This window comes from Curtobacterium sp. VKM Ac-2922, from assembly GCF_022815645.1.
GTDB lineage: Bacteria > Actinomycetota > Actinomycetes > Actinomycetales > Microbacteriaceae > Curtobacterium.
The window spans coordinates 25,757-40,759 of sequence record NZ_JALGRO010000001.1 but is presented as its reverse complement, the minus strand read 5'-3'; the positions used below and the strand labels follow the sequence as shown (position 1 = coordinate 40,759).

The 15,003-nt window shown below is 70.2% G+C and carries 13 protein-coding genes and 2 tRNA genes; 14 read left to right on the top strand and 1 reads right to left on the bottom strand.

The window, feature by feature from the left end; all coding sequences use genetic code 11:
- Positions 1–201 precede the first annotated feature (201 nt).
- The 8 genes from MT346_RS00185 (at position 202) to MT346_RS00150 (ending at position 8,589) form a co-directional block, all read left to right on the top strand.
- On the top strand, positions 202–1,836 hold the full coding sequence (locus tag MT346_RS00185; RefSeq protein WP_243560532.1) for an ABC transporter substrate-binding protein: 1,635 nt from the start codon (positions 202–204) through the stop codon (positions 1,834–1,836).
- Positions 1,837–1,961: 125 nt separating this feature from the next.
- Positions 1,962–3,026 carry an ABC transporter permease gene (locus MT346_RS00180; protein WP_374202494.1) on the top strand — a complete coding sequence of 355 codons (1,065 nt, stop codon included), beginning with the start codon at positions 1,962–1,964 and terminating at the stop codon, positions 3,024–3,026.
- A 2-nt stretch (positions 3,027–3,028) separates the two neighbouring features.
- On the top strand, positions 3,029–4,027 hold the full coding sequence (locus tag MT346_RS00175) for an ABC transporter permease (protein ID WP_243560528.1): 999 nt from the start codon (positions 3,029–3,031) through the stop codon (positions 4,025–4,027).
- The gene (locus tag MT346_RS00170) at positions 4,024–5,700 is read left to right on the top strand and encodes an ABC transporter ATP-binding protein (RefSeq protein ID WP_243560526.1); all 1,677 of its coding nucleotides are present in this window, start codon (positions 4,024–4,026) and stop codon (positions 5,698–5,700) included. The genes MT346_RS00175 and MT346_RS00170 overlap by 4 nt, the downstream gene beginning before the upstream one ends.
- Before the next feature lie 170 nt (positions 5,701–5,870).
- Positions 5,871–6,803, top strand: a complete 933-nt coding sequence (locus MT346_RS00165) for an ATP-binding cassette domain-containing protein (RefSeq protein WP_243560524.1) — start codon at positions 5,871–5,873, stop codon at positions 6,801–6,803.
- The gene (locus MT346_RS00160) at positions 6,800–7,810 is read left to right on the top strand and encodes a D-isomer specific 2-hydroxyacid dehydrogenase family protein (RefSeq protein WP_243560522.1); all 1,011 of its coding nucleotides are present in this window, start codon (positions 6,800–6,802) and stop codon (positions 7,808–7,810) included. Before MT346_RS00165 ends, MT346_RS00160 begins: the two co-directional genes overlap by 4 nt.
- 103 nt (positions 7,811–7,913) lie before the next feature.
- Positions 7,914–7,986 (top strand) — tRNA-Asn (locus MT346_RS00155).
- A 111-nt stretch (positions 7,987–8,097) separates the two neighbouring features.
- Positions 8,098–8,589: a hypothetical protein gene (locus tag MT346_RS00150; protein WP_243560520.1), complete on the top strand. Its 492-nt coding sequence runs from the start codon at positions 8,098–8,100 to the stop codon at positions 8,587–8,589.
- 191 nt (positions 8,590–8,780) lie between these two features.
- Here MT346_RS00150 and def read toward each other — a convergent pair whose 3' ends face one another.
- On the bottom strand, positions 8,781–9,356 hold the full coding sequence (def, locus tag MT346_RS00145; protein WP_243560518.1) for a peptide deformylase: 576 nt from the start codon (positions 9,354–9,356) through the stop codon (positions 8,781–8,783).
- A gap of 39 nt (positions 9,357–9,395) precedes the next feature.
- Here def and MT346_RS00140 point away from each other — a divergent pair, with 39 nt between their 5' ends.
- From MT346_RS00140 to MT346_RS00115, 6 genes are all read left to right on the top strand, one after another.
- Positions 9,396–10,313 (top strand): multidrug DMT transporter permease, encoded by a 918-nt coding sequence (locus MT346_RS00140; RefSeq protein WP_243560516.1) that lies wholly within the window; start codon positions 9,396–9,398, stop codon positions 10,311–10,313.
- A 173-nt stretch (positions 10,314–10,486) separates the two neighbouring features.
- Positions 10,487–11,689 carry a glycosyltransferase gene (locus MT346_RS00135; RefSeq protein ID WP_243560514.1) on the top strand — a complete coding sequence of 401 codons (1,203 nt, stop codon included), beginning with the start codon at positions 10,487–10,489 and terminating at the stop codon, positions 11,687–11,689.
- Between the two features lie 12 nt (positions 11,690–11,701).
- Positions 11,702–11,776, top strand: a tRNA-Ile gene (locus MT346_RS00130).
- 40 nt (positions 11,777–11,816) lie between these two features.
- Positions 11,817–12,920 (top strand): AI-2E family transporter, encoded by a 1,104-nt coding sequence (locus MT346_RS00125; RefSeq protein WP_243560512.1) that lies wholly within the window; start codon positions 11,817–11,819, stop codon positions 12,918–12,920.
- Entirely contained in the window at positions 12,917–13,732 is an 816-nt protein-coding gene (locus tag MT346_RS00120; RefSeq protein WP_243560511.1) for a DUF1684 domain-containing protein, read from the top strand. Before MT346_RS00125 ends, MT346_RS00120 begins: the two co-directional genes overlap by 4 nt.
- 185 nt (positions 13,733–13,917) lie before the next feature.
- The gene (locus MT346_RS00115; protein WP_243560510.1) at positions 13,918–14,418 is read left to right on the top strand and encodes a DUF3145 domain-containing protein; all 501 of its coding nucleotides are present in this window, start codon (positions 13,918–13,920) and stop codon (positions 14,416–14,418) included.
- Positions 14,419–15,003: the final 585 nt, after the last annotated feature.

Sequence of the window (15,003 nt, the reverse complement as noted above, 5' to 3'; positions counted from 1 at the left end):
AACCTGCGCGACGCGCCGATCCGCGCAGGCGGAATGATGCGGTACGCGCTCGTCTCCTGCGTTACAGCGGTGTAAAAGAATCGCCCCCGCCGGAATCCGTTCCGTGGCATGGTGTCTCTCAATGAGTGTCCCTGACCGGTCACACAGTCGATCCACCTCCGGTCCAGGGAACCTGCAACCACCACCAGGAAGGCATCGAACATGGCATCCGTGTTCACCAACCACCGCGCCACGTGGGGCAAGCGCGCCCTCGCGATCGGCGCCGGCGCAGCAGCGACGGCACTGGTCCTGACCGGCTGCGCGGGCGGCGGCAGCGGCGGCTCCGGCGACCTGAACGGCCTGATCATCGGCACGACCGACAAGATCACGTCGCTCGACCCGGCGGGCTCGTACGACAACGGCTCGTTCGCCGTCCAGAACCAGGTGTTCCCGTTCCTGATGAACACCCCGACGGGCAGCCCGGACGTCAAGCCGGACATCGCGACGAAGGGCGAGTTCACCGACCCGACGACGTACGAGGTCACCCTGAAGAAGGGGCTCGAGTTCGCCAACGGCCACAAGCTGACCTCGAGCGACGTCAAGTTCTCGTTCAACCGCGAGATCAAGATCAACAACGCGAACGGCCCGCAGTCGCTGCTCGCGAACCTCAAGAGCATCGACACGCCGAACCCCACCACCGTCGTGTTCCACCTGGACCACGCTGACCAGACCTGGCCCCAGGTGCTCTCGAGCCCGGCCGGCCCGATCGTCGACGAAGACGTCTTCTCGGCCGACAAGCTCACGAGCTCCGCCGACATCGTCAAGGGCAACGCCTTCGCCGGCCAGTACGTGATCAAGTCCTACAAGGAGAACGACCTGATCTCCTACCAGGCGAACGACAAGTACGACGGCGTGCTCGACAAGGCGAAGACCAAGGACGTCACGGCCCAGTACTTCACCAAGGAGACCGACCTGAAGCTCGCCGTGCAGAAGGGCGACGTCGACGTGGCGTACCGCTCCCTGACGCCGACCGACATCACGTCGCTGCGCAAGGACAGCAAGCTCCAGGTCATCGACGGCCCCGGCGGCGAGATCCGCTACATGGTCTTCAACTTCAAGACCCAGCCCTTCGGGACCGGGCAGACCGACGCCGACGAGGCCAAGGCACTGGCCGTCCGCCAGGCCGTGGCCGACGTCGTCGACCGCAGCGCCCTGGCGAAGGAGGTCTACAACGACACCTACTCGCCCGTGTACTCGATGGTGCCGGACGGGCTGACGGGTGCGGCGACGCCGTTCAAGTCGATGTACGGCAACGGCAGCGGCGGTCCGTCCGTCGACAAGGCGAAGCAGACCCTGTCGGACGCGGGCGTCAGCGGCAAGATCGAGCTGAACATCCAGTACGCACCGGACCACTACGGCTCGGCTTCGGACGACGAGTACGCGCTGCTGAAGTCCCAGCTCGAGGCCTCGGGTCTGTTCACCGTCAACATCCAGTCGACGGTCTACACCACCTACGCCACGGAGCGCACCAAGGACGCGTACCCGGAGTACCAGCTCGGCTGGTTCCCGGACTTCTCGGACGCGGACAACTACCTGTCGCCGTTCTTCACGAAGGACAACTTCGTGCAGAACCACTACGACGACCCGACGATCCAGAAGCTGATCGCGGACGAGCAGGAAGAGTCCGACAAGACCAAGCGCGCCGACATCATCGAGCAGGCGCAGGAGCGTCAGGCCTCGCAGATCTCGACGCTGCCGCTGCTGCAGGGCAAGTCGGTCGCAGTGGCCGGCAAGGACGTCAAGGGCGTCGAGCTCGACGCGTCGTTCAAGTTCCGCTACGGCACGATCACCAAGTAACCCCGACACCCGACAGGGGGCGCTCCCACCAGGAGCGCCCCCTGTCGGCGTCACGCGAACGGCACCCACACCGTGACCCTCCCGCGAAAGGCTCCAACCCCGTGACCCTCACGACCCCGGAGGCGATCGACTCCGAACCGACGAAACCGCAGGCACAGCGACGTGCCGGCGGCGGCATCGGTCGGTACGTCCTCGTCCGCTTCCTGCTCATCTTCCCGACCGTCTTCATCCTGGTGACGCTCGTGTTCTTCCTGATGCGCGTCATCGGGAACCCGATCACCGCCAGCGTCGGCGGTCGGCTGACCCCGTCGCAGCTGCAGGACCGTCTGCACGCCGCCGGCTACGACCGGCCCGTGATCGTGCAGTACGCGGAGTACCTCGGGCAGATCGTCCGCGGTGACTTCGGTTCGTCGGTGACGGACAACCGCCCGGTGACCGAGATCATCCTGCAGTACGGCGGTGCGACGGCCGAGCTGGTCTTCTACGCGCTCGTCGTCGCCCTGGTGCTCGGCATCCCGCTCGGCATGCTCGCGGCGTACCTGCGCGACAAGTGGCCCGACGTGCTGCTGCGCGCGCTCGCGATCCTGACCTACGCGACGCCGGTGTTCTTCGGCGGGCTGCTGCTGAAGCTGGTGTTCTCGGTCTGGCTCGGTTGGCTGCCGCTCGGCGACCGGGCGTCCACCCGCGCCCAGCTGGTCCTCGACCGCATCGAGAACCCCACCGGCGTCTACATCATCGACGCGATCCGCACCGGGAACGGGCAGATCATCGGCGACGTGCTGTCCCACGCGGTGCTGCCCGCGCTGACGCTCGGGCTGCTCACCGCCGGCATCTTCCTGCGGCTGGTGCGTGCCAACATGATCGGCACGCTCGGCTCGGAGTACGTCGATGCCGCCCGATCGCGCGGTGTCCGCGAATCCCGGCTCGTCCGGACGCACGCGTTCCGTCCCGCCCTGGTGCCGATCATCACGGTGATGGGCCTGCAGATCGCCATGCTGCTGGGTGGCTCGGTCCTGACCGAGACCACCTTCGGGTGGCGCGGGCTCGGCTTCGAGCTCAACCAGTACCTGTCCGCCCGTGACTTCGTCGCGGTCCAGGGCATCGTCGCGATGCTCGCGGTCATCGTCGCCGTCACCAACTTCGTGGTCGACGTCGTCGCGGCCCTGATCGACCCGAGAGTGAGGTTCTGACGATGTCCGACATCACCCTCGTCGACCGCCACGAGCCCCTGTGGAAGCGACTGCCCGTCGTCGTCCAGCTCCGCAAGAGCACCGGCTGGCAGCGCGCCATGCTCATCGTCGGTGTGGTCATCTGCGCCGTGTACCTGCTGGTCGCGGTGTTCGCCCCGCTCATCGCCCCGTACGGCTTCGGCCAGCTGCAGGGTGCCGACGGCCAGAGCTTCCCCCGCACGGGCGCCCCGAGCGCCGAGCACGTCTGGGGCACCACGGTCGGCGGCTTCGACGTGTTCAGCCGCGTCGTGTTCGGCACCCGCACGGCCGTGCTCGTCGTCATCGTCGCGGTGGTCGTCTCGATCATCGTCGGCGTCCTGCTCGGCATGGTGTCGGGCTACCTCGGCGGGTGGCTCGACCGGATCCTGGTCGTCATCGCCGACGCGATCTACGCGTTCCCGTCCCTGCTGCTGGCGATCGTCGTCTCGATCGTGGTGTCGGGCGGCAACTCGAGCTACTACGGCGGCATCACGGCCGCGGCGATCTCGATCACGGTCGTCTACGTCCCGCAGTACTTCCGCGTGGTGCGCGCCGAGGCCGTCCGTCTGAAGAACGACGCCTTCGTCGAGTCCGCCCGCGTGATCGGGTCGAACCCGTGGCGCATCATGACGCGCCACGTGCTGCGGAACTCCACGCGGAGCCTGCCGCTCATCCTGACCCTGAACGCGAGTGACGCGATCCTGACGCTGGCGGGCCTGGGCTTCCTGGGCTTCGGCATCGGCCCGACCGCGGGCGCCGAATGGGGCTACGACCTGAGCCGGGCGCTGTCCGACGTCGCGTCGGGCGTGTGGTGGACCGGCGTCTACCCGGGTGTCGCGATCGTCGTGCTGGTCCTCGGCGTGACCTTCATCGGCGAGAGCCTCAACGACATCTCCGATCCCCGTCTGCGTGCGCGCCGGCGGCTGAAGCAGCTGGTGAGCACCCGTGACGCGGGCACCGGCGCGGCAGGGACAGCAGCATGAGCACCACGAAGTCCGACCAGCCCGTCGTCGTCGTGGACGACCTGACCGTGACGTTCGCGACCGACGGTGGCGCCGTGGACGCGGTGCGGGGCGTCAGCATCGACGTCCGGCCCGGTGAGGTGCTGGCACTGGTCGGCGAGTCCGGGTCCGGCAAGTCGGTGACCGCGCGCAGCATGCTCCGCCTGATGCCGGAGACGGCGACCCTGGGCGGCGCGGTGCTGCTCGACGGCACGGACGTGGTGTCGGTCGGGTCGCAGAAGCTGCGCGAGCTGCGTGGGACCGCCGGTGCGATGGTGTTCCAGGAACCCTCGACGGCCCTGAACCCCGTGTTCACGGTCGGGTGGCAGATCGCCGAGGGCCTGCGCGCGCACGGCGGCGTGTCGAAGAAGGACGCTCGCGCAACCGCGATCGAGTACCTGCGACGGGTCGGCATCCCCGACCCCGAGACCCGGGTCGACCACTACCCGCACCAGTTCTCCGGCGGGCAGAAGCAACGCGTGGTCATCGCCAGCGCGCTCGCCCTCGAGCCGAGCGTGATCATCGCCGACGAGCCGACCACCGCCCTCGACGTCACCGTGCAGGCCGAGATCCTCGACCTGCTGCGCCGGTGCCGCGACGAGTTCGGGGCCGCGATCGTGATCATCACGCACAACATGGGCGTGGTCGCGGACCTGGCCGATCGCGTCGCCGTGATGTACCAGGGCGAGGTCGTCGAACAGGCCTCGGTCACCGAGCTGTTCAGCGCGCCGAAGGCCGACTACACCAAGCGCCTGCTCGCCGCGGTGCCCCGGCTCGAGGCGAGCACCGGCATCGCCCGGCGCGCGATCATCGCCGAGGACGTCGCGCCGGTCGTCCGGGCGACGGGGTTGGAGATCGAGTACCCCGGACGGCTCGGAGCGCACGCGTTCAAGGCCGTCAAGGGCGTCGACCTGGCGATCCGCCCGGGCGAGGTCCTGGGGCTCGTGGGGGAGTCCGGCTCCGGCAAGACCACGATCGGGCGGGCCATCGCCGGTCTGACGAAGGTCACCGGCGGGTCGCTCGAGGTGCTGGGCACCGAGATGCTCGGCTACCGCGAGCGTGACTTCAAGAAGCTGCGCAAGGACATCGGCTTCGTGTTCCAGGACCCGGCGACGTCGTTCAACCCGCTGCTGACGATCGCGGAGTGCGTCGCCGAGCCGCTCATCGTGCACGGGGTGGCGTCCTCGCCGCGTGCGGCGCGGAAGCAGGTCGACGAGCTCATGGAGGCCGTGCAGCTCCCCGCCGCCTACGGCGACCGGTACCCGCACGAACTGTCGGGCGGGCAGCGTCAGCGCGCCTCGCTCGCCCGGTCGCTCGCGCTCCGGCCGAAGCTGCTCATCGCCGACGAACCGACGAGCGCGCTCGACGTGTCCGTGCAGGCCCGGGTGCTCGAGTTGTTCCTCGAGCTGCAGCAGGACTTCGGGTTCGCGTCGCTGTTCATCAGCCACGACCTGGCCGTGGTGGGCGCGCTGTCCGACCGGATCGCGGTGCTGTACCGCGGCGACCTGGTCGAGACCGGCACGACGGCCGAGGTGCTCGGTGCGCCGAAGCACCCGTACACGCAGCGCCTGCTCGCGTCCCTGCCCGTGCCCGATCCGGTCGAGCAGGCCGAGCGACGGCGTACGCTTGAGCGACTGGAGCAGGCTGGTTCCTGACCTGCCTGCGTTGCCGCAGTGCCGGTGTGGGGCCGGACCGTCCAGGAGGCGCGACGCACGTCCGCGACGCGGGTCGCGCCTCCAGGCCGGCGGCTCCGGTGCACCACGTCCGTCGCGCGGACCCCTGACGGTCCGCGCTGCGTCGCCAGGGGCGGCGCGGAAGGGGTTCCATGATCGGGCTGAACGACCCGGCGGTCGTCGCTGACGACGTCTCCATCGAGTACCGCGTGCCGGGGTCGCGCCCGATCCGCGCGGTCGGCGGCGTCAGCCTGACCGTCCGCAGCGGCGAGATCCTGGCCGTCCTCGGGGAGTCCGGATCGGGGAAGTCCAGCTTCGCGGCGGCCGTCGCGGGACAGCTCGGCGCCCGCGGCGAGGGCGAGGGTGCGCACCGTCGGCACATCGTCGGGGGCGAGCTGACGGTGCTCGGACAGCGGATGCGCGGTCTGCGCCCGTCGTCCCGTCGTCTGGCCCGGCTGACCGGTCGGATCGGGTACCTGTCCCAGGACGCCGCCGACCGGCTGAGCCCGGACCTGACCGTCGGTGAGGCGATCGCCGAACCCATCTACGTCCGCGACCGCCGCTTCGACCGCAAGGAAGCCGGGCTCATCGTGGCCCGTCTGGTCGACGCGGTGCACCTGCCGCTCGGCGTGATGCGGCTGAACACGTGGGAGCTGTCGAGCGGGCAGCGGCAGCGCGTGGCCCTGGCGCAGGCGCTCGTGCTCGAGCCGCAGCTGCTCGTCGCCGACGAACCCGCCCGTGGTGTCGACGTCCTGGTGCGCCAGGCCGTGCTCGAAGCGCTCGCTGGGCTGCAGCGCAACCGGCAGTTCTCGGCCGTCGTCGTGTCCAGCGACCTGCGCGAGGCCCGGGCACTGGCCGACCGTGTGGCCGTCATGAACGAGGGCCGGCTTGTCGGCCTCGGCACCTTCGACGAGGTGCTCGACAGCCCCGTCGACCCCTACGTCCGGACGCTCGCGGCCACCGCGGCGCGACCGGTCAAGCGGCCCGGCGGTGCCACCTCGGCGCCCCGCCGCTCGTCTGCCCCGACATCGTCCCCCGCGGCCGCCGGTACCGGCGGCCGCGCACCCCGACAGGAGAACGCGTGACCGACACCGACGTCCAGTTCCGCGGCCACCGCGCCGTCGTCACCGATGCCGGGGCGCCGTTGCCCGTGGCTCCGCCGTCCCCGGGCCCCGTCGCGATCCTGCCGTCGCCCGCCGACCTGCACGTCGCGGCGGTCACGGGCGCCGGCGGCACCGTCGCCCCGCTCGACGACGACACCCGGGCCATCGTCTGGCTCGACCCGCGTGACCCGGCGGGCCTGCAGGACGCACTCGACGCCGCGCCGTCGGTGACGTGGGTGCAGTTGCCGTTCGCCGGCGTCGACGCCTTCGCCGACCTGATCGGTGCGCACGGCGACACCGTGCTGTTCACCTCGGCCAAGGGCGCCTACGCCGAACCGGTGGCCGAGCACGCCCTGGCCCTGACCCTCGCGACCCTGCGCGTGCTGCCCGCCCGGGCCCGCGCCTCTTCGTGGGCGACGGAGCCCGAGGGGGTCTCGCTGTACGGACGTCGTGTCGTCGTCATCGGTGCCGGCGGGATCGCGCTCGAGTACCTGCGCCTGCTCGCGCCCTTCGACGTCGACGTCACGGTCGTCCGCCGGTCGGCTTCGCCGGTGGAGGGTGCCGCACGCACCGTGACGACGGACCAGCTCGACGAGGTGCTGCCCGACGCCGACGTGGTGATGATCGCGGCGGCGATGACGTCCGGTACCGCGAAGCTGTTCGGTCCGCACCAGTTCTCGATCATGAAGCCGTCGGCACGCCTGGTGAACATCGCCCGCGGTGGCCTGGTCGACACCGACGCCCTGGTGGCGGCACTGCGCACGGGCGAGATCGCGGGCGCGGGCGTCGACGTGACCGATCCCGAACCCCTGCCGGACGGGCATCCCCTCTGGGAGACCCCGGGCGCGATCATCACCCCGCACCAGGCCGACACGCCGGAGATGGTCGAGCCGCTGCTGGCCGAGCGCGTGCGGGTGAACGTGACGGCGTTCCTCGGCGGCGCGGGGCAGGGCTTCGTGGGCGTCGTCGACCCGGTCGCCGGGTACTGACCTGCGGCACGCCCGGGCTGCGGTGCCGATGCGCGGGGCCGTTCCGATGTCCTGCTATGCTGGTACCCGTTGTCCGGACGGGGTCACCCGGAGCGGCAACTGATCCTCGATAGCTCAATTGGCAGAGCAGCCGGCTGTTAACCGGCAGGTTGTTGGTTCGAGTCCAACTCGGGGAGCGTCAGGCCCTCACCGTTCGCGGTGGGGGCCTTTTCGTTGTTCTCCTGCGCGGGTCGTGGTCGGCCGCTCTTCACGGCCAGGACTCCGGTTGAAGCTGTTAGCGTTCACAGGTGCACGTCCTCCGTCGATCCGCCGCCGCAGCGCTCGGGCTCGCCGTCGCCGTGGTGCTGGCCGGGTGCACGACGACCGCCGAGTCCGAACCCGACGACTCCGTCGACAGCGCGGCGTCGGCAGCGGTCGTCCCCACGGGCACCGCGCCGATCGTGTTCGCCTTCGTGTGCGGCACGGACGGGTCCGGGCGGACCGAGACGTTCACGACCTACTCGGCGGTGTGGGACGACGACCGCACGGTCGACTGCCGTGCGAGGCGGATCACCGGCACCGAGATGTCCGACCAGCAGCGTGACGCGGTGGCGGCGACGCGTGGTTCGGCGACGCTCGAGGAGCTCGCCACCGTCTGCGCCCGGACCTCGGGGGGACCGTGGACGACGGCGGTGACCAGCGAAGCCGAGGCGCGGGTCGCGGACGGCCTGGTGCGCTACTGCCCGGGGCATCCGGCGATGGCGCACCTGCGTGACGCGATCGCGGCGTACCGGGGCTGAGCCGGGCCTCCAGGCAGCTGGCCGGCACCTGCTGGCCGGGGCCCGCTGTCCGGTGCCTGCTGTCCGGTTCTCGCGCTGCGGCGCTGTCGGTGTGCTCAGACCGTGCGGTGCTCAGTCCTCGGTGCGCTCAGACCGTGCGGTGCTCAGTCCTCGGTGTGCTCAGACCGTGCGGTGCTCAGTGCTCGGTGCGCTCAGCCCTCGGGGTGGTCGCGGCCGGGCAGCCACGACTGTCCAGGACCGCCCCAGCTGTGCTTCCGGATCGACTTCAGCGACTGCTTCGCCCACGGGTGCACGAGCCGGTCGGCGTACAGGATGCCGTCCAGGTGGTCGTACTCGTGCTGGAAGACCCGGGCGAGCCACCCGTGCGCCTCGATCTCGAAGGGCTCTCCGTGCTCGTCGAACGCGCGCAGCAGGGCGCCTTCGCTCCGCCGCAGCGGGAACCGGTCGCCCGGGATCGACAGACAGCCCTCGGACTCCTCGTCCTCGTCGAGCTCCTCCACCGACTCGGGCTGCGGGGGAGTGATCCACAGGACGGGGTTGATCGCCGCCCCACGCCACAGCACGCCGTCATCATCGGTCCATGCGTACACGAACAGCCGCTTGCCGACGCCGACCTGGGGCCCGGCCAGCCCGACACCGGGTGCCAGGTCCATCGTCTCGAACATGTCCGCCACCAGGGCGCGCAGCGCGTCGTCGAAGTCGGTGACCTCGGTGGCGGGTTCGTGCAGGACGGGTTCACCGGTGATCCGGATCGCAAGGACGGCCATTCACCCAGGTTATCCGGCCCTGTCGGTTAGCCTCGACGCGTGACGACGGACCTCCAGCTGCCCGCGGCAGTGAGCAACCTCACGCCCTTCCAGGCGCTGATGATCCCGGTCGCCCTGATCGGCGCCGTGTTCCTGTCGCTCGGTGCGCAGTTCCAGTCGCGCGGGGTGCAGCGCGTCGAGGCCAAGCTCGGCAAACAGTCCACGGGCCTGAGCATCGGGCACGTGATGGCCCTGCTCGGCAGTGGGTACTGGGTGCTCGGCACGCTCATGCTCGGGATCGCCGTCGTCCTGCAGCTCATCAGCATCACCTTCGCCCCGCTCATCGTCGTCCAGCCCCTGGGAGCGGTCGCGCTCGTCATCACGACCTGGTTCTCGTCGCGGTCGTCGGGCATCCCCCTGGGGCAGCGGGCTCGCCGGGCCGTGTGGACCTGCATCATCGGCGTCGGGATCTTCGTCGCGATCGCGGCGTTCGTCGGGCACGAGAGCCCGATCACCCAGTCGCAGCTGGTCACGGTCCTGGTGATCCTGGCGGTCGTGCTCGTCCTGGTGCTGGTGTCGTTCCGACTGGTCGCCAAGCGCAAGAACGCGCTGTACTACATCATCGGCGCGGGGGTGCTCTACGGCTTCGTCGCGACGCTCGCCAAGGTCACGCTCAACCGGTTCGTCAACCACACGTTCGACGGGGTCACGGTCCTGGCGATCGTCGGTGTCGTCGTCGCGGCAGCGCTCGGCGGGTACTTCGTGCAGAACGCGTACTCGACGGGCTCGGCCGACCTGGTCATCGCGGGCCTGACCGTCGTGGACCCGATCGTCGCCGTCGGCATCGGCGTGGTCGTGCTGGGTGAAGCGACGGGCGCGCCGGTCGTCGCGGTCCTGGGGTTCGTCGTCGCGGGCGCGATCGCCGTCACCGGGGTGTTCCTGCTCGCCAAGCACCACCCCGAGGCGGCACGGCGCTAGCAGTACCCCGAGGCGGCACGGCGTTGGCAGTGTCCTCCGGTGGCAGGGGGTGGGTCCACCGCGCGGCGGACGCACCCGCAGATCGGCGTACGGTAGCGTTTCACCCCGACCAGCCCGGTACCCGTACCAGCGACGGGTCCCGGACGAAGGCCCAGGAGAGGACGACGCCCGCCGTGTCAGGAGACGCCACCCCCGCCCCGCTCGACCACCCGACGGAGCACCGCCCACTGCGGGTGCTGATGGCCGCCGACACCTTCGCGCCCGACGTCAACGGCGCAGCGACCTTCACCGAGCAGCTCGCCGTCGGCCTGGCGCAGCGGGGCCACGAAGTCCACGTCATCGCACCGGCCGCCAACCGTCACCACGGCACCTACGACGAAGAGCTGCACGGCGTCACCCTCGTGGTGCACCGTCTGCCGTCCTACAAGTGGCCGCTGCACGCCTGGCTGCGGTTCGCGTGGCCCTGGCGGGTCCGCCACCACGTCGCGCCGATCGTCGACGCCCTGAAGCCCGACGTGGTGCACATCCAGTCGCACCTGATCGTCGGCCGTGGGCTCGCCCGCGAAGCCCATGACCGCGGCATCCGGATCGTCGCGACGAACCACTTCATGCCCGAGAACCTGCTCGAGTACACCCCGTTCGGCCGCTTCACGCTGCCGATCGCGCTGAAGATCGCCTGGAGTGACGCCGCCAAGACCTACCGGTTGGCCGACGCGATCACCACCCCGACCAACCTGGCGGCCGACTACCTGCGGCGGGCGATCGCCGGGCAGCGGGTGCTGGCGATCTCGTGCGGCATCGACGCCACCCACTACCAGGCGCGCGAGGGGCGGCCCGCTGACAACGACATCGTGTTCGTCGGTCGCGTCGCCCCTGAGAAGAACCTCGACGTGCTGTTCCGGGCGCTGCCGTTGCTGCCCGCCGAACTGCACGCGACGATCACGATCGTCGGCGACGGCGAGATGATCCCGAAGCTGACGGCGCTCGCCAAGGAGCTCGGCGTCGAGGACCGCGTCCGGTTCCTGGGGTTCGTGTCGGACGAGGTCAAGTACCGGGCGCTGACGGACGCTGCGGTGTTCGCGATGCCGTCGACCGCCGAGCTGCAGAGCATCTCGTCACTCGAGGCCATGGCCTCTGGACTGCCGGTCGTGGCGGCGGACTCGATGGCGCTGCCGCACCTGATCGACGGCAACGGGTTCCTGTTCACGCCGGGCAGCGAGCGGGACCTCGCCGACAAGCTCGGGCAGGTGTTGACGGCGTCGGACGAGGACTACGTCGCAATGCGGCAGCGCAGCCTGGCCATGATCGAGGCGCACGACATCAACCGCACGCTCACCACGTTCGAGGCGCTGTATCGTGGGGAGCCGGTGGCCTAGGTCTGCCGACGAGGGGCGGTAGCCAAGCTGGTCAAGGCAGTCTGCTCATAACGGAACGATTCGCGGGTTCGAGTCCCGCCCGCCCCACGTGCACCTGCGACGCAAGAACAAGAGCCACGGACACGACGTGGCCGACAGCCAAGGCCCCACCCCGAACGTGACGTTCGAGGCCTCCAAGGGGGGCACCGGCGTGCGCGTGAACGCCTTCCGGATCGGCTTCATGGGCGGCATCGGCGTGCTCCTGGCACTGTTGGCGGGTTCCCTGGTCGGGCAGCTCTCGACCGTGCTGGTCTACATCGGCGTCGCCCTGTTCATCGCGCTCGGGCTCGACCCGCTCGTCACCTTCCTCGAGCGCTACATCCCGCGCTGGTTGGCGATCCTGGGCGTCGTCGTGGTCGTGCTGGCCGGGTTCGCGGGCGTGGTCTTCGCCGTGCTGCCGATCCTCATCGACCAGGCGACGAACCTGGTGCAGAACTTCCCGGACATCGTGCGGAACATCTCGCAGCTCGAGTGGGTCCAGGACCTGTCGCAGCAGTTCGCCGGCTCGTTCGACGTCGACCACGCGCTGCAGTCGGTGCAGACCTTCGTCGAGGACCCGGGCAACCTGCTGAGCCTCGGCGGCGGCATCCTGGCGGTGGGCACCGGCATCCTGTCCGGGCTGACCGGCGCGCTGATCGTCATCATCCTGATGCTCTACTTCCTCGCCTCGATGCGGGGCATGAAGCGCATGATGTACCGCTTCGTGCCGGCGTCGCGTCGGCAGAACTACATCGACGTCAGCGAAGAGGTGACCTCGTCGGTCGGCCGCTACGTCGTCGGCCAGATCAGCCAGGCCGGCATCAACGGGATCCTGAGTCTGGTCTTCCTGCTCATCATCGGGGCGCCACTGCCGGTGCTGCTGGCGACGTTCGCGTTCCTCGGATCGCTCATCCCGCTCGTCGGCACCGTCAGCGCTGCGGTGGTGATCTCGCTGCTGTGCCTGTTCGCCTCGCCGGCCACCGCCCTCGCCGCGGCGATCTACTACCTGATCTACATGCAGGTCGAGTCGTACATCATCTCGCCGCGCATCATGTCGCGCGCGGTGCAGGTGCCCGGCGCCCTGGTCGTGATCGCCGCGGTCACCGGAGCCACGATCGGCGGGGTGCTCGGTGCGCTGGTCGCGGTGCCGGTCGCCGCATCGGTGATCATCATCGTGCAGAAGGTCATCTACCCGCGTCAGGAACTGGCGTGACCGAGCTCGACGACGCCGCGGCGGCTCGCGACCGGTGGGCGCGCAGCGCGCGGGGGCCGCTCGCGTTGGTCAATGCCCAGCGCGTCGACCAGCCGCAGCAGGTGTGGCCCGTGCCCGGCCAGTGGGCTCCGGCCGCCGGTGGACTGGTGGTGACCGCATTCCCCGAGGACGGTGTGGTCGTGGACGGCGTGCCGGTCGACGGCACCGTCCTGGTGGCGGGCGACGACGCCGTGGTGCCGTCGACCGTGACGTTCCCCGAGGGGCGCGCCGGGACCGTCGGACGCTCCGGTGACGGGCACACCCTGCGTGTCTGGGACCCCGCTTCGGAGTCGATCGCCCGCTTCGCGCGCATCGACCGGTTCCCGGTGTCGGACGAGTACGTCACTTCCGGCAGGTACGTCCCGGTGTCCGCTCTGGAGGCTCCGGGTCACGTCCTCGACGCCGCCGGCGATCCGCTCGTGGTCGCGGGTACGGTCACGACCACCATCGGCGGGCAGGCTGCGGAACTCGTTGCGGTGCGCTCAGCGCCGTTCGGTGGGAGCGCACGACTGCAGCTCATCGTGCAGGACGGCACGAGTGCACTGCCGGAGACCGACCCCGACAGCTCGTACTCGATGGGTCGGTTCCTGTTCCTCGACGACCCGGACATCGAGGCCGACGTCGAACTCGACTGGAACCGACTCGTGCTGCCGCCGTGTGCGTTCTCGTACCAGTACGCGTGCCCGATCCCGCCGCCGGAGAACCGCCTGCGCGTGCGGATCACGTCTGGGGAGCGGCACCCGCTCGACGTCGACGGCGCCGTCTTCCACTGATCCCGCCCGCGCCCTTGCTGTTCCCAGCGGGCGCGCTGCATAATGGGCGTGTCCGACAGGACATCACAATCGCATATCGATGGTCCCGCGGCGCCGCTCAGCGTCGTCCACGGGTCCTCCAGCACTGGCCGAGGGGCCTCCTGCACAGGTCGATGGGGAAGTCGCACCTGATGATCGGAGGAACCATGACCGGGACTGCGTCGGGAGTGCTCTACGTGCACTCCTCCCCACGCGCGCTCTGCCCCCACGTTGAATGGGCAGCAGGTCGCGCGATGAGTCGCGCCGTGAACTTCTCCTGGCTTGATCAGCCAGCTCAGGACGGCGCCCGTCGGACCGAGTTCACCTGGACCGGCCAGGTCGGCACCGGTGCGTCGATCGCATCAGCGCTGCGCGGGTGGGAACACCTTCGGTACGAGGTCACCGAGGAACCCACCGCGGCGTCCGACGGTGGGCGGTGGATGCATACGCCCGACCTCGGTGTGTTCTACGCGCAGACCGACGTCACCGGCAACATGGTGATCCCCGAGGACCGCGTCCGCTACGCGATGGAGGTCGCGGGCAGCAACGCCCTCGAACTGCACCGTGAGCTCCGTCTGGCACTCGGCCAGGCCTGGGACGACGAGCTCGAGCCGTTCCGCCACGCCGCCGAGGGCAATCCCGTCGTCTGGCTCCACCGCGTGGGCTGACCGCCGCCGCACGAGCACACTCGACTCCTCCGAACCCGCGAGACGCCGCCGAACACGGCGGCGTCTCGTGTTTCCGGGGTCGGTGCCGGGCCCGAACCGTCGTGGCGGAGGCGCACCGGGCCTCCTGGCCGGCTCTGACTGGTCGCGACTCCCCGCTGCCGGTTCGCTGACCGGTCGCGTTCTGTCGCTCGTCCCGCCCCTGACCGACGGATCGTGACCACTCGGCGCACCCGAGCGGGGAGTCGTGACCGTTCGGCGCACCTGAGCGGGGAGTCCTGACCACTCGCGTGGGCGTCCCCGGCCGAGATCGCCGGGACCGACGCCGGGCCCGGGCCGTGGCCGGGGCCGCGTGCGGTGTCGGCCGGGGCCGCGTGCGGTGCCAGGCCGGGCCCGGGTGGCGGGGCCGCCCCTGGCCTCCCGTCCGGCTCTGACTGGTCACGACTCCCCGCTCCCCATTCGTCCACCGGTCACGATTCGTCGCTCGCGAGGCGCGCCGACGACGGTACGTGACCACTCGGCGCACCCGAGCGGGGTGTCGTGACCACTCGCGTAGGCGTCCCCTGCCGATCGCCTGGCCCGGGCCGT